This is a genomic window from Paenibacillus sp. FSL P2-0173, from assembly GCF_038008045.1.
Taxonomy (GTDB): Bacteria; Bacillota; Bacilli; order Paenibacillales; family Paenibacillaceae; genus Paenibacillus; species Paenibacillus polymyxa_B.
Window position 1 is genome coordinate 133,522 of the sequence record NZ_JBBOYK010000001.1, and the last position, 15,039, is coordinate 148,560.

14 protein-coding genes and 1 riboswitch are annotated in these 15,039 nt (G+C 40.7%); of the genes, 10 read left to right on the plus strand and 4 right to left on the minus strand.

Annotated features, from left to right (window positions below):
* Nucleotides 1–257: 257 nt before the first annotated feature.
* The 3 genes from MKX30_RS00415 (at nucleotide 258) to MKX30_RS00425 (ending at nucleotide 4,133) form a co-directional block, all read left to right on the plus strand.
* Entirely contained in the window at nucleotides 258–698 is a 441-nt protein-coding gene (locus MKX30_RS00415; RefSeq protein ID WP_023988632.1) for a DMT family transporter, read from the plus strand.
* 21 nt (nucleotides 699–719) lie between these two features.
* Nucleotides 720–2,165, plus strand: a complete 1,446-nt coding sequence (locus MKX30_RS00420; protein WP_028541273.1) for a glycoside hydrolase family 1 protein — start codon at nucleotides 720–722, stop codon at nucleotides 2,163–2,165.
* A gap of 105 nt (nucleotides 2,166–2,270) precedes the next feature.
* On the plus strand, nucleotides 2,271–4,133 hold the full coding sequence (locus MKX30_RS00425; protein ID WP_341062280.1) for a beta-glucoside-specific PTS transporter subunit IIABC: 1,863 nt from the start codon (nucleotides 2,271–2,273) through the stop codon (nucleotides 4,131–4,133).
* Between the two features lie 350 nt (nucleotides 4,134–4,483).
* Here the strand turns inward: MKX30_RS00425 and MKX30_RS00430 are convergent, their stop codons facing one another.
* A complete protein-coding gene (locus MKX30_RS00430) occupies nucleotides 4,484–5,398 on the minus strand; it encodes a dihydrodipicolinate synthase family protein (protein WP_023988636.1) in 915 nt (304 codons plus the stop codon).
* Between the two features lie 218 nt (nucleotides 5,399–5,616).
* Nucleotides 5,617–6,261 (minus strand): YczE/YyaS/YitT family protein, encoded by a 645-nt coding sequence (locus tag MKX30_RS00435; protein ID WP_023988637.1) that lies wholly within the window; start codon nucleotides 6,259–6,261, stop codon nucleotides 5,617–5,619.
* Nucleotides 6,262–6,375: 114 nt separating this feature from the next.
* On the opposite strand from MKX30_RS00435, the gene MKX30_RS00440 reads away from it, so the two are divergent.
* From MKX30_RS00440 to MKX30_RS00455, 4 genes are all read left to right on the plus strand, one after another.
* Nucleotides 6,376–6,828: a MarR family winged helix-turn-helix transcriptional regulator gene (locus tag MKX30_RS00440; protein WP_023988638.1), complete on the plus strand. Its 453-nt coding sequence runs from the start codon at nucleotides 6,376–6,378 to the stop codon at nucleotides 6,826–6,828.
* Between the two features lie 25 nt (nucleotides 6,829–6,853).
* Nucleotides 6,854–7,372, plus strand: a complete 519-nt coding sequence (locus MKX30_RS00445; RefSeq protein WP_023988639.1) for a GNAT family N-acetyltransferase — start codon at nucleotides 6,854–6,856, stop codon at nucleotides 7,370–7,372.
* Between the two features lie 83 nt (nucleotides 7,373–7,455).
* Nucleotides 7,456–7,554: riboswitch (guanidine-I (ykkC/yxkD leader) on the plus strand.
* 94 nt (nucleotides 7,555–7,648) lie between these two features.
* The gene (locus MKX30_RS00450; RefSeq protein WP_023988640.1) at nucleotides 7,649–7,990 is read left to right on the plus strand and encodes a DMT family transporter; all 342 of its coding nucleotides are present in this window, start codon (nucleotides 7,649–7,651) and stop codon (nucleotides 7,988–7,990) included.
* Between the two features lie 3 nt (nucleotides 7,991–7,993).
* Entirely contained in the window at nucleotides 7,994–8,308 is a 315-nt protein-coding gene (locus MKX30_RS00455; protein ID WP_023988641.1) for a DMT family transporter, read from the plus strand.
* Nucleotides 8,309–8,463: 155 nt separating this feature from the next.
* Here the strand turns inward: MKX30_RS00455 and MKX30_RS00460 are convergent, their stop codons facing one another.
* The gene (locus MKX30_RS00460) at nucleotides 8,464–10,017 is read right to left on the minus strand and encodes a PucR family transcriptional regulator (protein ID WP_341062282.1); all 1,554 of its coding nucleotides are present in this window, start codon (nucleotides 10,015–10,017) and stop codon (nucleotides 8,464–8,466) included.
* A gap of 311 nt (nucleotides 10,018–10,328) precedes the next feature.
* Between MKX30_RS00460 and MKX30_RS00465 the strand changes: the two genes are divergently transcribed.
* From MKX30_RS00465 to MKX30_RS00475, 3 genes are all read left to right on the plus strand, one after another.
* The gene (locus tag MKX30_RS00465) at nucleotides 10,329–11,294 is read left to right on the plus strand and encodes a flavodoxin family protein (protein WP_068938415.1); all 966 of its coding nucleotides are present in this window, start codon (nucleotides 10,329–10,331) and stop codon (nucleotides 11,292–11,294) included.
* 536 nt (nucleotides 11,295–11,830) lie between these two features.
* Nucleotides 11,831–12,592, plus strand: a complete 762-nt coding sequence (locus MKX30_RS00470; protein ID WP_028541265.1) for an SDR family oxidoreductase — start codon at nucleotides 11,831–11,833, stop codon at nucleotides 12,590–12,592.
* A gap of 431 nt (nucleotides 12,593–13,023) precedes the next feature.
* Entirely contained in the window at nucleotides 13,024–13,194 is a 171-nt protein-coding gene (locus tag MKX30_RS00475) for a hypothetical protein (RefSeq protein ID WP_155613676.1), read from the plus strand.
* On the opposite strand, the gene MKX30_RS00480 is transcribed toward MKX30_RS00475, so the two are convergent.
* Complete coding sequence (locus tag MKX30_RS00480) at nucleotides 13,191–14,894, minus strand: helix-turn-helix domain-containing protein (protein ID WP_068938413.1); 1,704 nt, start codon at nucleotides 14,892–14,894, stop codon at nucleotides 13,191–13,193. The two genes, MKX30_RS00475 and MKX30_RS00480, sit on opposite strands and share 4 nt — an antisense overlap.
* Nucleotides 14,895–15,039: the final 145 nt, after the last annotated feature.

The window sequence follows — 15,039 nt, forward strand, 5'->3', positions numbered from 1 at the left end:
AAATTGAGAAGGTGATCAATCTAGTATTCCCATATTTAAGATATATTATTGACTCATCTGTAGGAGATATTCAATCTTCAGAATTTGAGAGGGGATAATACTGTGAGGCGGGATTACTTTTGCAATGGACACACTTGAAACCGTTCTTTTGGTATTTTCTTTTCTCGTGGTTCTAAAATCGGATAAACGATTTATTGAAGCACTTCGTTCAATTTCAGATTGGCTAATTGATCAAAGTAAGAGAAAGGGGAAAATACATGGCTATCATATTCATAATTTTCGCATTATTGGCAGGAATGGCCTTGCCTACACAATTTAGTGTTAATGCGCAGCTAAGGACAGTGGTGGGATCACCTATTGTTGCTTCGGCCATTTCTTTTACAGTAGGTGCCATCTCATTAATAATCATATCTTTTTTTGTAAAAGGATCGTTGTTCAAAAAAGAATGGTTTGAAGCTCCCTGGTGGATGTGGACAGGAGGACTACTGGGTGCTTTCTATGTATTGGCGACAACCATTCTCATGCCCAGAATAGGAGTAGCAGCTACGGTTGGATACGTTTTAGCTGGACAAATAATCGTGTCGGTGATCATTGATCATTTTGGATTAATTGGTGCTAGTATGCACACTTTGAATATTCCTCGATTATTGGGAGCTCTTTTGGTTATTGCAGGAGTCTTTATCGTACAAAAATTTTAAATACATTTGGGGGAAACGTACATGAGCAAAATAAGAAAAGACTTTCTGTGGGGAGGGGCTATTGCTGCTAATCAAGTAGAAGGTGCACATCGCAGGGATGGAAGAGGGTTAAGTACCGCTGATATTCAGCCGTTTATTCCAGGAGCTGATCCTATTGATCTACATTTTAATAACATGGATTCAGAAACATACGAAAAATACAAACATGGGACATACTATTTCCCTAAGCGCCAAGGAGTACATTTCTACGAACGATACCGTGAGTATATCGATGCGTTAGCAGACATGCATGTAAAAACGTTGCGGTTGTCTATTTCTTGGAGCAGGATTTTTCCGAATGGAGATGATACCGCTCCAAACGAGCAGGGTTTGGCCTTCTATGATCGATTATTTGAGTACATGAAAGAAAAAAATATTGAGCCAATCGTCACGATTTTCCATTATGAAATGCCTTTAAATTTGGTTGAGCAATATGGCGGTTGGACAAACCCGAAACTGATTGATTTCTTCGTGAAGTATGGGGAAACCGTCCTGCAAAGATATCATCAAACCGTTAAATATTGGATCATTATCAATCAAATTAACCTTGTCCACAAAGAGGCATTTGCCTCCCTTGGCATACTGAAAGATAAAGTTGATCATTACGAGCAGTCTCAGTTTCAAGCGGTTCATCACCAATTCGTAGCTTCTGCAAAGATTACTGAGTTTGGCCACAAGCTAAATCCATCCCTTCAAATGGGAATGATGTTGGCCGATACGTTAACCGCCCCTTATTCATGTGAACCTGCAGATGTCGAACTGAATTTCAGACGGAATCGAATGCAATATTTCTACAGCGATGTTCTGATTCGAGGAGAGTATCCAGAATATGCATTGACGTATTTCGAAGACCATGACATCCAGCTGGAAATTACGGAATCGGAGAAAGAGTTGCTTTGGAACAATACAGCCGATTTCCTTGCAGTCTCTTATTACTGGTCAAATACTGTTAAAGCTAGTGAGAATACGATGGACCCTAATTCTACCGTCAAAAATCCCCATTTGAAAGCGAATCGCTGGGGCTGGTCTATAAATGCTTCAGGATTATATCTCTGCATGTCTAAGTATTGGGACAGGTATCATGTTCCCATGATGGTGGCTGAAAATGGTCTTGGATTTAAAGATGTTTTAACAGCGGACAATAAAGTTCATGACGATTATCGCATCGAATACCACCAGGAGCATATTGCAGCACTGAAAGAGGCAATACATGAAGGGGCAGATGTTTTTGCCTATTGTACCTGGGCCCCTTTCGACATCATCAGTGCAGGTACTGCTGAAATGAGCAAAAGATATGGCTTTATTTATGTGGACTATGATGATGAAGGTAATGGAAATGGGCAATTCCATTATAAAGATAGTTTTTACTGGTATAAGCAAGTTATTGATACAAACGGCGAGGATCTTCATAGAACCACCAACGATTAGGATGAGAATCACTAAATGATGAAGGCACCCCCGGATCATTTTGTATCGTTTCAGTAGTACGGTATGTGGAAAATGGTCCGGGCATTTATAATAGGGGGGACAACTATGAGTTATCAAAAATTGGCAAAGGATATTCTGGATGGCGTAGGAGGAAAAGAGAATGTAAATGCGGTGTGGCATTGTGCCACTAGATTGAGATTTAAATTAAATGATGTGAGTACTGCAGATACCAAAAAGATTGAAAACACAGATGGGGTCATTACCGTCGTCAATAGTGCCGGACAGTATCAGGTGGTTGTTGGTAATTCCGTTGCTCAAGTCTATGATGCACTAACATCATTACCTGGAATGGCATTACATGCTTCTAGCAACAATGAAAGCGCTTCAGAAAAAAGAACTGGGAAATTTAATCCTGTCAGTCAGTTGATGGATTTTGTTTCGGCCGTATTTACGCCATTTCTGGGAGCCTTGGCTGGATCCGGAATTTTGAAAGGCATTCTAGCTTTATTTACAACAATGAACTGGATATCGACTGACAGTGGTGCGTATAAAATATGGAATGCAGCAAGTGATGCCATTTTCTATTTTTTGCCGATTTTCTTGGCATTTACTGCGGCCAAGAAGCTTAAAGTCAACCCATTCGTAGCCGTTTCGTTAGCTGGTGCACTCATTCATCCGTCTTTAGTAGAGATCGTATCCAATTCACAAACGATTGATTTCTTTGGCATACCGATCATACCAATTACGTATACGGCGTCTGTGTTTCCCATTCTGTTGTCGATTTGGGGCCTCTCTTACTTGGAACCTTTGTTGAACAAATTCTTTCCGGAATCAATTCGTAATATGCTAACCCCTCTGGTTTCTCTAGTGATTATGTTGCCTTTAACTTTGGGTGTTATCGGCCCTCTAGGCACAAAGATCAGTGACCTGTTCGCCATGGTATTGTTAGCAATCTTTGGTTTCTCCCCATTACTTGCTGGGTTGGTTTTAGGAGCGTTCCATCAGTCGATTGTCATTTTCGGAGTCCATTGGGCGCTGATTACGCTGATGATAAACAATGTCGCTAATCAAGGATACGACCAATGGTTGCCGATTGTATGTGCAGCCGTACTTTCTCAAGCAGGTGCTGCTCTAGGCGTATTTTTGAAAACCAAGGATGCCAGAATCAAAGGCCTATCGGGTTCTGCAGCAATCACAGCCATTTTTGGTATCACTGAACCGGCAATTTACGGCGTAACCCTTAAATTAAAGCGTCCATTCTACTGTGCAATGATCGCTGCTGGTATTGGAGGTGCTGTCATTGGATCGTTTGAAGTACATGCATCCACATTTACATTTCCTAGCTTGTTGGCTATTCCAACTTATTTAGGCCAAGGTTTCATTGGAGAAGTCATCGGATTGATTGTTGCATTCTTTGGAGCCGTCATTTTAACTTATTTCTTCGGTGTTTCGAATAAGAGTGTGACGAATTTGAGTGATCAAGCAAATCCAAACGAGGTTGTGGTACCTGTGAATGGCCAAATTGTTCCTTTAAGCAGTGTAAGCGATGAGGTGTTTGCTTCTGAAGCGATGGGTAAAGGAGCAGGGATTGTTCCAATTAGCGGAATTGTTACAGCTCCGGTAAACGGAACGGTAAGCAGCGTGTACAAAACCGGGCATGCGATTGGCATTGTATCTGATTCCGGTATAGAACTTTTGATTCATATCGGTATTAATACTGTGAAATTAAAGGGACAACACTTTAAACCATTGGTTAAGGAAAATGATAGAATTGGCATTGATGACAAATTAGTTGAGTTTAACTTGGAGCAAATTAAGGCTGCGGGTTATGATCCTACGGTAATGGTTATTGTTACGAATTCATTTAATTATGATCAAGTGCATGTGAATCTGGAGGATCCAAATTCAAAACAGTTATTACATGTGATTCCTGCAAAACCTAGCGTTTCATCTTCAAATTTGGTTTAACACAGGACAGCATGGATTTGATCTTGGAAGTAAATTGAAAAAACGTATAACAGCCAGCTATAGCTATTATAGCTGGCTTTTTTTAGTAGATAGTTCTGTTGCTAACGAAGAAAAGGATTAAGAAATTACGAATGCTTGGGTAGTTCAGCAAAGTATTGGACAATAAGGTCTCGAAATAGCCTTATCGACTTCGAGAGGTAATGAGTTTGCTTCTAGGACAATGTAATTCAAAGCCTCTAGAACACGTTCAGCACCAATTGCAAATGTGAACCACATCTGTTGTTCCTCCAACACTCATAACGAAAAATTTTAATGCAAACGTGCTTAGTAGTCTCCCCTTCGAAAAGGTATTAGCCGAATGGTGAACAGAATGTTTCTGTAGACTGAAGATCCTTTAGTATGAATTTCAAGTGTTCTCTAGCTGATTGATTCAATGGTTGTAAGGGCAAAGGAAGACTGGGACTTGAGATCAAGCCACTTATTTCTGCTGCTGCTGAAATAACGCGAAGGCTGCCATATTGACGAAATAACGACCAAAGCGGTTCAAGTAGCGCCGAGAGTTGTTTCGCTTCTTCAGCAAAACCGGACTGGGCCAAACGGGTCATTTTTTGGCACGCCCTTGGAAACAAACCACCAAGAACTGAGTACCATACTTCACAGCCTGCATCCAAGCCAGTGACTGCGGATGAGTCTCCACTTACTCCTATAGTTACATGGGGAGGAATGGCCGTTCGCAGTTTTCTAATGCGTGCCTTGGCTGCTTCAGGATCAGAAGGCACTCCAGGAATCTTGATAGAACGAACGTTAGGCAGCTCAGCAATCCGACCGTGCAACTCATCACTGAAATGAAAATGTGTAGTCCCCGGATTATCATATACGCAGAGCGGAATAGAGAGCGAGCTTGTCACCTGTTCATACAACGAATATACCTCTTCATTTGTTAATGCCTGGTAAGAAACAGGAGCTAACAGCACTGCGCTTGCTCCTGCTCTTTGTGCATCTTCCGCTAATCGAAGTACTTCAGAAGTACGAATCGCACTTATACTTGTCATCACGGGAATCCCCTCAGATGAATGGACAGCAAGTCGAAGCACACGTAAACGTTCTTCTCGATTAAGATATGCATAATTTCCAGTTGAACCCAATGCACCAATTGAGTCTACACCAGCTGCAACTAATCGTTGAATTAGTGTCACAAATGCTTTTTCGTTAATACCTGCCTCGTTAACTGGGGTGAGTGGAAAAGCAGATAATCCACAGAACATAAAGCTACACTCCTTTATTAATTGACCTTCAAAATACAAACACATTATAAAAATGAATTAGACACAATTAAAGTACCAATTGAGAGACAAATAACAGTACCAATTCTTCTAGACAAACTTAAGATCGAAACAAAGAGATATGAGCATCAAGCTTCAGTGTCAACTTGGATATTACATCTTTTAACAGATCAGGTTAATTGAGAAACATAAAAAGCATTCTATATAGAATGCTTTTTATGTTTCTCATGATTTAGTGATGTATCAGAGTGTGTTAATATGCGGTCAAGTACTTTTTCAGTAAGTGGCATAAAGTAATTGAGTATTAGCCCCCCTAAACAAACGGTTAACAAAGTTCCAATGCCAATGGGTCCATTTAAAATGACTGCTATGATCAAGAATATAAGATAGATGAGTGTTCTCGAAAAAAATAGATTTGTTCTAGTTAATTCTTGTATGATTAATGTTAATCGGTCAACTGGAATTGGTGCAAAATTTGTCTGTAAATATGTTGCAGTTCCTAATCCTACAACAACTAAACCAATTCCAAAACAAACAACTTTGCTGTACCATAGTTCAGGTGCTATCAAATTGTGTAATAAAAAAAGCCACATATCAATACCAATACCCGTTATAAATGCTGTTAACAACCCCAAAACTTCTGGTCTTTGTCTTTTCAAAAGCGAATTACAACATATCAATATTATAGCTATTATGATTTCCCAACTTCCCACAGTAAGCCCCACATTTATGGACAGTCCTACTAAAAGTGCATCAAAAGGCGAAGTCCCAAGGTCTGATTGTATAGTGAACGAAATTCCAAGGGATAATATAAAAATTCCTAATACAAAAAAAATATATTTCACTTTACTCGACCTCTTTAATATATTTTTTTGTTGCAAATGCAATAAAAATAAGGTAAATTCAATATATATCATTTTTATTGCATTTGCAATAAAATAGGTGCGAAGGAGTTAACTATGAAGGAAGTACTTCGTGAAATTGGAATGATCGCAAGGGCATTAGATTCTATAAGTAATATCGAATTTAAAGAATATGACCTTACAAAAGGGCAGTATTTGTACCTTGTGAGAATATGTGAAAACCCAGGAATCATTCAAGAAAAGTTAGCTGAGATGATAAAAGTAGATCGAACAACTGCATCTCGTGCTATAAAAAAACTTGTAATTAATGGATTTATTGAAAAGAAAGAAGATAACCATAACCAAAAAATTAAAAAACTCTATCCAACAGATAAAGGGAACAATGTTTATCCTTTTATAAAAAGAGAAAATGATTATTCCAATAACGTTGCATTAGAGGGATTTTCGGAAAGAGAAGTAGAAACCATTTTCAATCTTCTTCAAAGAGTGAGAGAAAATATAGGGGAAGACTGGGAATTTGTAAAAAAGGGGAACAAGAGAAATTATTGATTTACATGAAGGAGCGATACATTAAGTGACTGTAAAAATAATAAAGTGCAACCGTGAAGATTTACAAATACTCCAAGAAATAAGTATTGAAACATTTAATGATACTTTTAAAGATCAGAATTCACCTGAAAATATGAAAGCTTATCTAGAAAGAGCATTTAACTATAAGCAGTTGGAGGAGGAATTGTCCAACGACTCTTCAGAAATCTTTTTCATCTATTTTAATGAAGAACTTGCTGGATACTTAAAGGTAAATATGAATGATGCCCAATCCGAAAAAATGGGTGATGAGTCGCTCGAAATTGAGAGGATTTATATAAAAAACAAATCTCAAAAACATGGGCTTGGCAAATATCTGCTAAATAAAGCTATGGAAATTGCGATTGAACATAATAAAAAGAAGATCTGGCTCGGTGTATGGGAAAAAAATGAAAACGCCATTGCTTTTTATAAGAAAATGGGGTTTGTTCAAACTGGCGCACACTCTTTTTATATGGGTGATGAAGAACAAATTGATTTCATAATGACCAAAACAATAATATAAGTTTAGGATGATATACGAATTCTTATTAATTTTATATTGTGATTTATTAACTAATGTGTATAATGTTAACTATAATTGAATTCAAAAATGTTTTCTAGGGTTCCGCGATGTAATATCGGCTGGTCCGAGAGAAAACTCACAGTCGTCGTACTGTGCCACGGAGGGATAAAAGCCTGGGAGAAAAACTGCTGTATGCAGTATTCTCTCAGGCTTTTTTTATTGCTGCTATAAATCCATACTACATTTGCAGCATTATCAAAAAGGAGGAAGCACAGAATGAACAAGACATGGTTATCTGTTGTAATTGCGGCATTATTTGAAGTTGGATGGGTCATCGGCCTGAAACATGCCAGCGGATGGTTAGAGTGGGGGGGCACTTTAGTTGGAATTTTAGTAAGTTTCATACTCATGATTATGGCTTCCCGTACGCTTCCGGTAGGTACGGTGTATGCAGTGTTTGTCGGGTTGGGAACGGCCGGCACTGTATTGGCAGAAATTTTGTTGTTTGATGCTGAGGTACAGGGATCTAAATTGTTGCTAATCGGGGTGCTTCTGCTCGGAGTTGTAGGGCTCAAAATACAGAGCAAAGAGAAGAAACAAGGAAAAGAGGTGCACTGACGTATGAACTGGGTATTTCTAATTTTGGCAGGCGTATTTGAGATGATGGGAGTTCTTATGATTAATAAGCTCCATAAAGATCGGAATTTCCTGTCTGCTTTTTACTTGCTTGCAGGCTTTGGATTGAGCTTCTTGTTTCTATCCCTGGCCATGGAAACACTACCCATGGGAACGGCCTACGCTGTCTGGACCGGTATTGGGGCTTCTGGCGGGGCCATATTGGGCATGATCTTTTACAGTGAACCGCGTAATACCGCGAGAATTCTGTTCATTGCGATGGTACTCGGTTCAGCAGTTGGCCTAAAGCTGGTAAGCTGATTAATGATGGAATTAGACATACTGGTCATCTTAGAACAGCAGCGAACTATCTGAATGCTTATGGGCTATCATTAAATTTAAAAATAGAAAGAAAAGACCAGCGTGCAGACAAAGTATCGATAAGAAATTTTGTCTGCATGTTTTTTTGCATTTGCTTACCCTTCTATACTCTGATCTTTAGGATCGCCGCGTTGTGTTTTCAGTTTTAGAAAATGAAGAGTCATTTGAAGTTTCAGACGAATATCACCATCGCTTAGATCAATCTCGAAAAGCTCACGCATCCTGTTGATTCGATAGAACAAAGTATTTCTATGAATAAAAAGTGTTTTAGCAGCAATATTTGGAGTGTCCACATATTGAAGATAGGCTTCAAGGGTAGGTAGCAAACTTGTTTTGTGGGCATTGTCATAAGCAATTAACTTTTGGATAACTGGATGGCAGAAGTCAGCGAGATCGTTCTGTTCCGATATGATCTTTCCAATATGCTCGCAGAGATAGTCCTCATACATATATACTGGCTTGTTAGAATTAAGTTGGAAACCAATCTCGATGGCGGTTAGGCATTGCTTATAATATTTTCGCAAAAAGGTTAAATGACTAAAGCAGTCACTCAGCGAAGTAGTTAGGCCGTTTACTTGGAGAAATTCCAGAATTCGTTTGTCTTCAGCAATGATTTTACAGGATGAATCAACGAGGGAAATGAGAAATACAATACGTCCCTGATATACGATCCAACGGCTATCCGGAAGTAATTGGATCATATGCTGTGCAACCAACTGAACTTTCCCGTCAAAAAAGCCGTTCTTCAGGTCTGTCAAGGTCATCACTCTCAGGTAAGGTGTAAGCGTCCATTCCAGATGAGCCAGTCGCATTGCGATGACATTAGCATCATTGAGCTCGCCTGTAAGCAGTTCGGAAAGCAAAAAACTATGCATCATTCCTTGATTGCAATTATAAAAGTCGTTCTTTTGCAATTCTACCGAAACCAACTCACAAAGAAATTGTACGAGTTCAAAATCAATATCTGTAAATTTACGATCCAGTTCCATAACACTGACCTGCGCGAATTCTATACCATGTACGTACACAAAAGCTGTTATCCAACAGTCGTTGGTCTCGGGATCGCGTGAATAATAAGGAGTAAGAGCCATACGGGTTAATTCGTACAGATTGGATTTCTTCATGCTCTCAATATTATTGTCAAGAATATAACCCAAATTTCGCTGCTGTTCGATATCAGGTCGGCTGGGGATGGGGGCCTGACACATAGCGAGTAACTTATAGCCTGCGTCGACAATGATTACCGGATTACCAAAGATGCGTGAGGCCTCGTTTGTCAAGTATTGCAAACCTTTGTTTGAGTAAAGTGCGGATATCAGAGTGTGCATATGCTCAATGAGCCGATTCTCATGAGCAAGTATAGATGAAATCTTTCCCGAAAGATCCAGCAGGTCCAGTCCATTTGGCAGAAGGGTAAGGCAAGTATAAGAGTCTACAAGTGCATCACAATCCTGAATGCAGAAAAGAGGAGTGTCTGTAGGAAAGTCCTTTGGCAAATCCGAAAGATTGCCTATATAAGCGGTGTCAGCCTGGAAAACGGAACTCAACCGCAGGATAGTAAATTCACTGATTTCTTTTGTTTGCATGGCCTCTTCGGGCAAGGAAAGATAACAGTCGCTAAGTTTTCTGATTATTTTTTGAATTTTCACGAGAGCAGCCTCCAAAAGCTTTTTAATCCTTGTGCAATATTACAAAATATCGTCACTATATCGGCCCTGGTTTAAATTCCAGCACATAGGATATAACGCTTTCATTATATATACTGAAATTATTACGCGCTGCAATAAATAACACTTTAATCAAAAAATGAGTAATATTGTTTAAAATCAAAACTCTGTGAGGGAATAGTTTCGGAATTATGTGAGCAAATTTATGCGAAATTAGTGGAGAAAGCTGAAACTCTCGCATGGATTTGCTTCAGGATCTATGCCTAACAAATACAAATTGCAGGAGGATATTAATGAAAATTTTAGGGATCAGTTGCGGTAGAAGGATGAGTAATTCAGAAATCCTTGTCAAGGAAGCTCTGATGGGTGCTGAAGAACTGGGTGCCGAGGTAGAGCTTATACGTCTTAATGACCTGCAAATTAAACCTTGCACCGGTTGTAATGCTTGTGTAGTCAGCCTGCTTGAAAAGTGTGGCTCAGGAGATTGTGTGATAAAGAACGATGATTATGGATTTATTGAAGAAAAAATAATGGAATGCGACGGGTTAATTGTGAGCTCAGCCATTTATGAGAAGAGTCCGAGTGGACTGTTGAAGACTCTGAATGACCGGATGGGCCCTTCCCATGACATTGCCTTCCGAATGATTGCCAAGAAGCAACGCGAAGAAAGAGGAATAACTACTGGTAAAGGCCCAGATGAAAGAAGCTTTAAGCAAAGAGTGGCTTCTCTTATAGCTGTAGGAGGGAGTGAGTGGGACACACTTGCACTGCCAATGCTCCATCTTTTCACGCTGCCGATGCAAATCAATGTTGTAGACAAAATGCTGGTCAATTGGGTTGGCTTGCCTGGATCAGTAGTCTTCAAGGAAAATGAATTGAACAGAGCTAGGCAATCTGGTCGTCATGTGGCTGAAACACTAATGAACCCGAATACGGAAGCGAAATATATTGGCGAATCTGGTTTATGTCCAATCTGTCATTCCAAACTCGTTGAAATCAGGAATCATGATGATAATTATCCTGCAATATGCGGAATTTGCGGTGTAAAGGGCACTTTGGAGGTTGAACAGGGCAAAGTTAAATTCAATGTCGCGGAAGAAGATAGAGCGCATTCTCATGTTCTAATCTCCGGGAAATTCGAGCATGCGGATGAATTATATAAAGTTTCATTAAAACCTAATTCCAAGGCTGGCGAGTTGCCTGAAAGATTAAAAAAATACAAAAACTATTTATCTTATTCCAGACCTGCTCGTAATTGATATTCCGGATAAAGTGCTTATTCTTTTTTTGAAAGGCTGAGAGCGAATTTGGCTGGTAAGATGCTTGCTGAAGTAGGCATGGTTGGAGCTGGTCTAAACGGCGTCAGTTTTTCATCTTATACACTCTTTTGGTTTATAGGACCTAAGATCATTAATGATTAATTTAGTTGTTGGGAAAACTTCAAAAAGTATCACTCTGGAATATCACTTAGTTATGTAAAGACCAGTCAGATGCAATAAGTTTCTGAACATAAATCCTTTGTTGCTGTAACTAACCGCATCACCTGGATCAATCCCTAAAAATTGACCTGACACTAATCGTTAAACTCCTTCGAAAAGATTCATCAGACTAGCTCCAATACGTGAACTAATCACCTACACAGTTCTTCAGGGACTTTCATGAGGCAGCCTTTTGAGGTGCTCGTTCTTGAGAATCCCCCGTTCGGGCGTGTACTTTCGTACAATTGACTTTGATTTAGAATTTGATCCATACTTCAGATGAACGGTTGTTCAAAAAAACATTGGAGGGATTTTTCATGCGTTTGGGAGGAAAAGTTGCGGTCATTACAGGCTCAGCATCAGGAATGGGGAAAGCAATTGCAGAATTATTTGCAAAAGAAGGCGCAAGTGTTATTGTTTCAGACCTGAACATTGAAGGAGCTGAATCGGTTGCAGCAGGAATTAAATCAGCTGGCGGAACCGCCGTCGCAGTAAAAACCAATGTTGCTGATTTAAATGATATTCATGCTATGATCGATACTGCTGTTAATGAATTCGGAACTCTCGATATTTTAGTTAACAATGCGGGCGTTATGGATAACATGGCGCCTGTAGGAGATGTGGACGACGAGACATGGGATTTTATATTCGATGTTAACACAAAAAGCGTTATGCGTTCGATTCGAAAAGTTATCCCGATCTTCCTGGATAAAGGGAATGGAGTGATTATAAATACGGCATCTACGGGCGGCTTCAGCGGCGCGCATGCGGGCGCTGCTTACACTGCCTCAAAGCATGCGGTAATCGGTATTACGAAAAACACGGGGTTCATGTATGCTCAAAAAGGTATCCGATGCAATGCCATTGCGCCAGGAGCGACAGCCACAAACATTACTTCAACGATTCATAACTTAAATGAGTTTGGCGCGTCCCGAACGAAGGTTACACAAGGCGTAATTCCTCGCGTAGGGCAGGCGGAAGAAATCGCAAAAGTAGCCCTTTTCCTGGCATCAGACGAATCGAGCTTTGTGAACGGGGCTGTTATAGCTGCAGACGCGGGTTGGACGGCAGGCTTCTAATCCACTGTTTAACGAGCACACATGCTTCAAAATATATAATCATCGAAGTAAGATCCTTGCAAGGTTAAAGTAATATTCAATTGAAAGAGATGTAATGTCAAAAATAATGTTATAAAATGACAGGAGCGTTGACACACGATCCCGTCATTTTTTAGTTATATTTAGATATCATTATCATGAATGTGAGCTGCATATCGTTTTTCTCGTTTTTTGCGATCGAATAAGGAAACACTAGTCACCGCAGATCCCCGAGATTTGCGCGAATATTATCTGAATACATACTACAAGGATGTCGAGGGACAAGAACAAGGTCCCATTGAAAGTCGCTATTTTATCGGCTTTTTTATTTTATCGGTACAGTTCTTGTCCCAAGCCAAGATAATCAATAAAAAACTTACAGTGAACAAACATCAGACGAGGAACATTGACATATGAAAAAAACCATTGGATTTATTGGAGTCGGTAATATTGGAAGTATGATTGCTTGTTTTGCAGTGGCTGCAGGATATGACGCTGTAGGGGATAGGGATGTAACCAATCGTAGTAAGAGGCGATTGATTACATCCCTATTTTTGGCGTGGAGAAATCAATGTGGTCATTAGTGACTTTTCTTCAGAATCATCTGAGGAAGCTCTAGCAACAATCTGTCCATCGTGAGCGGATCATCGAAATTGTACTTGTTCTCGGTAAGAATAATACGGTCGATGCTTTTCGAGTTCCAGTATGGTAACTGCATCAGTCTTCTGTATAACCGGATCGTACGGGGATCGTTATCCATGAGAATAAAATGGGTATCGGCTTCATAGCTACAGGCATGTTCCGGTCGCGTCAGTTGAAAAGGAATGCCTGCCCGGATTAGTTCCTTCACCTTCGGAGGAGGCTGCATGCCGTCAGGGTGGTATACAGTAACTGCAAAGCCTTTCATGCTCATGATGTAGAGATTGCCCTCAACGATGGAAAACACAGCTGCTGTTTGCTTAACATCCATATGCTTCGCCAGGCCTATCCACATTTGTTTACTTGCAGCGCGATGCCGATAAATCCATTGTTGTGCAAGCTTCTGCCGGTTCATTAGCTCTGCTGTTTGCATGATTCTTGAATAGACGTGTTCATAGCGATCGATGAGCACGGTTGGGGCAATGGATGCCAATTCTTCGATCCAATCTTGACGGAAACCAGAATGAATGATCAGGTCAGGAAGAAGCTTACGTATTTTGCCCGGTTCACCCAGTAATCCAATATCCTCAATACCATTGATGGAATCCCAGTACAGACCTCTTTTACCTATGATCTCCACATCTGCGCCTATCGGCGTGATACCCAAGGACAATAGATCGCCCAGCGAATAACCAACGGCAACGATCCGTTTGTAAGGAACCTCGGGCATGAGCACGGGAGATGAGCTGACTGAAGCAGCCTCCTCGTACTGGCGGGGAGTGATCCCTTCCGTTTGTCTAAACTTGCGCGCAAAGTAACTCTCATCCTTGAATCCCACGGCTTGGGCAATCTGTGCAATCGTGTCCTCGGTCTGTAACAACAGCCGCTTGGCGTGTTTCATACGAATATCCAACACGTAGTCCAACGGTTTTTTTCCTGTAATGGACTTGAATAAGGTACTGTATTGCCATTTAGCCACACCTGCGATGCTGTACAACTGGCGGGCCGTAATGTTTTGCTGATAGTGAGATTCGATATAAGTGACTGTATGCTTCACCGCTTGAATGTTATCGGATATTTCCGTATTCCGTCGAATGTTTTCCATCAGGAACAGGAGTAGTTCCTGCAACGCAATCTGCTGTTTCAATCTCGACTCTTCGGGGACGGGAGTGGGGCGCTTCAATGAGAGGTCGAGCGTTCCTGCCAAATCAAGTAACCTTGATTCGTCAGTAATGTTCATGCGCGTCTCGTACGGAATCATGGACAGTAATTCATTGGCTGGTTTCGACTCTCCAAGCCGGTATACACTGAACACGATGACGATGGCCGCCGCGGTATTCAGCTGCGTGGCGGACGATGAAGCCCCCAATGTTTCTTCGTGCGGATCGACGAATTGAATGCTGGCCTGCGCATCAGGTGCAAGCAGTAAGACATCGTTTTTTTCGGTCTGCACGAAATGCTTCCTCAAGTGCAACACACCGGATGTCGACTTAAACACGACGAGGCGATGCGCCCCAGGCGAGCTCGGGATAAGCTGTTTGCAGGACAGCCTGCGGAAAAGGCTCACGCTTTGAGGGATGTATATGTCGTATCCTTCATTCGGCAAAAAGGAAATTTCTTTTCCGTCAATTGTTGAACGTTCCATGTTGTGCTCCTTAACCAAATGTATTTTGAACCGCGGTTCCAAGCAAGACATGCATAGACAAGTCAATTGTCGCAAGCCCGGTTCTGTTTTTTGTGCTATAAAAAATCAGAAATATATCCATTGTTCAATCATACCAAACTCCTTA

Bases quoted from the DNA above. Each gene is read 5' to 3' on its own strand.
- MKX30_RS00415 (WP_023988632.1), top strand. From the start codon at position 258: ATGGCTATCATATTCATAATTTTCGCATTATTGGCAGGAATGGCCTTG.
- MKX30_RS00420 (WP_028541273.1), top strand. From the start codon at position 720: ATGAGCAAAATAAGAAAAGACTTTCTGTGGGGAGGGGCTATTGCTGCT.
- MKX30_RS00425 (WP_341062280.1), top strand. From the start codon at position 2,271: ATGAGTTATCAAAAATTGGCAAAGGATATTCTGGATGGCGTAGGAGGA.
- MKX30_RS00430 (WP_023988636.1), bottom strand. From the start codon at position 5,398: ATGTTCTGTGGATTATCTGCTTTTCCACTCACCCCAGTTAACGAGGCA.
- MKX30_RS00440 (WP_023988638.1), top strand. From the start codon at position 6,376: ATGAAGGAAGTACTTCGTGAAATTGGAATGATCGCAAGGGCATTAGAT.
- MKX30_RS00450 (WP_023988640.1), top strand. From the start codon at position 7,649: ATGAACAAGACATGGTTATCTGTTGTAATTGCGGCATTATTTGAAGTT.
- MKX30_RS00455 (WP_023988641.1), top strand. From the start codon at position 7,994: ATGAACTGGGTATTTCTAATTTTGGCAGGCGTATTTGAGATGATGGGA.
- MKX30_RS00465 (WP_068938415.1), top strand. From the start codon at position 10,329: ATGAAAATTTTAGGGATCAGTTGCGGTAGAAGGATGAGTAATTCAGAA.
- MKX30_RS00470 (WP_028541265.1), top strand. From the start codon at position 11,831: ATGCGTTTGGGAGGAAAAGTTGCGGTCATTACAGGCTCAGCATCAGGA.
- MKX30_RS00475 (WP_155613676.1), top strand. From the start codon at position 13,024: ATGAAAAAAACCATTGGATTTATTGGAGTCGGTAATATTGGAAGTATG.
- MKX30_RS00480 (WP_068938413.1), bottom strand. From the start codon at position 14,894: ATGGAACGTTCAACAATTGACGGAAAAGAAATTTCCTTTTTGCCGAAT.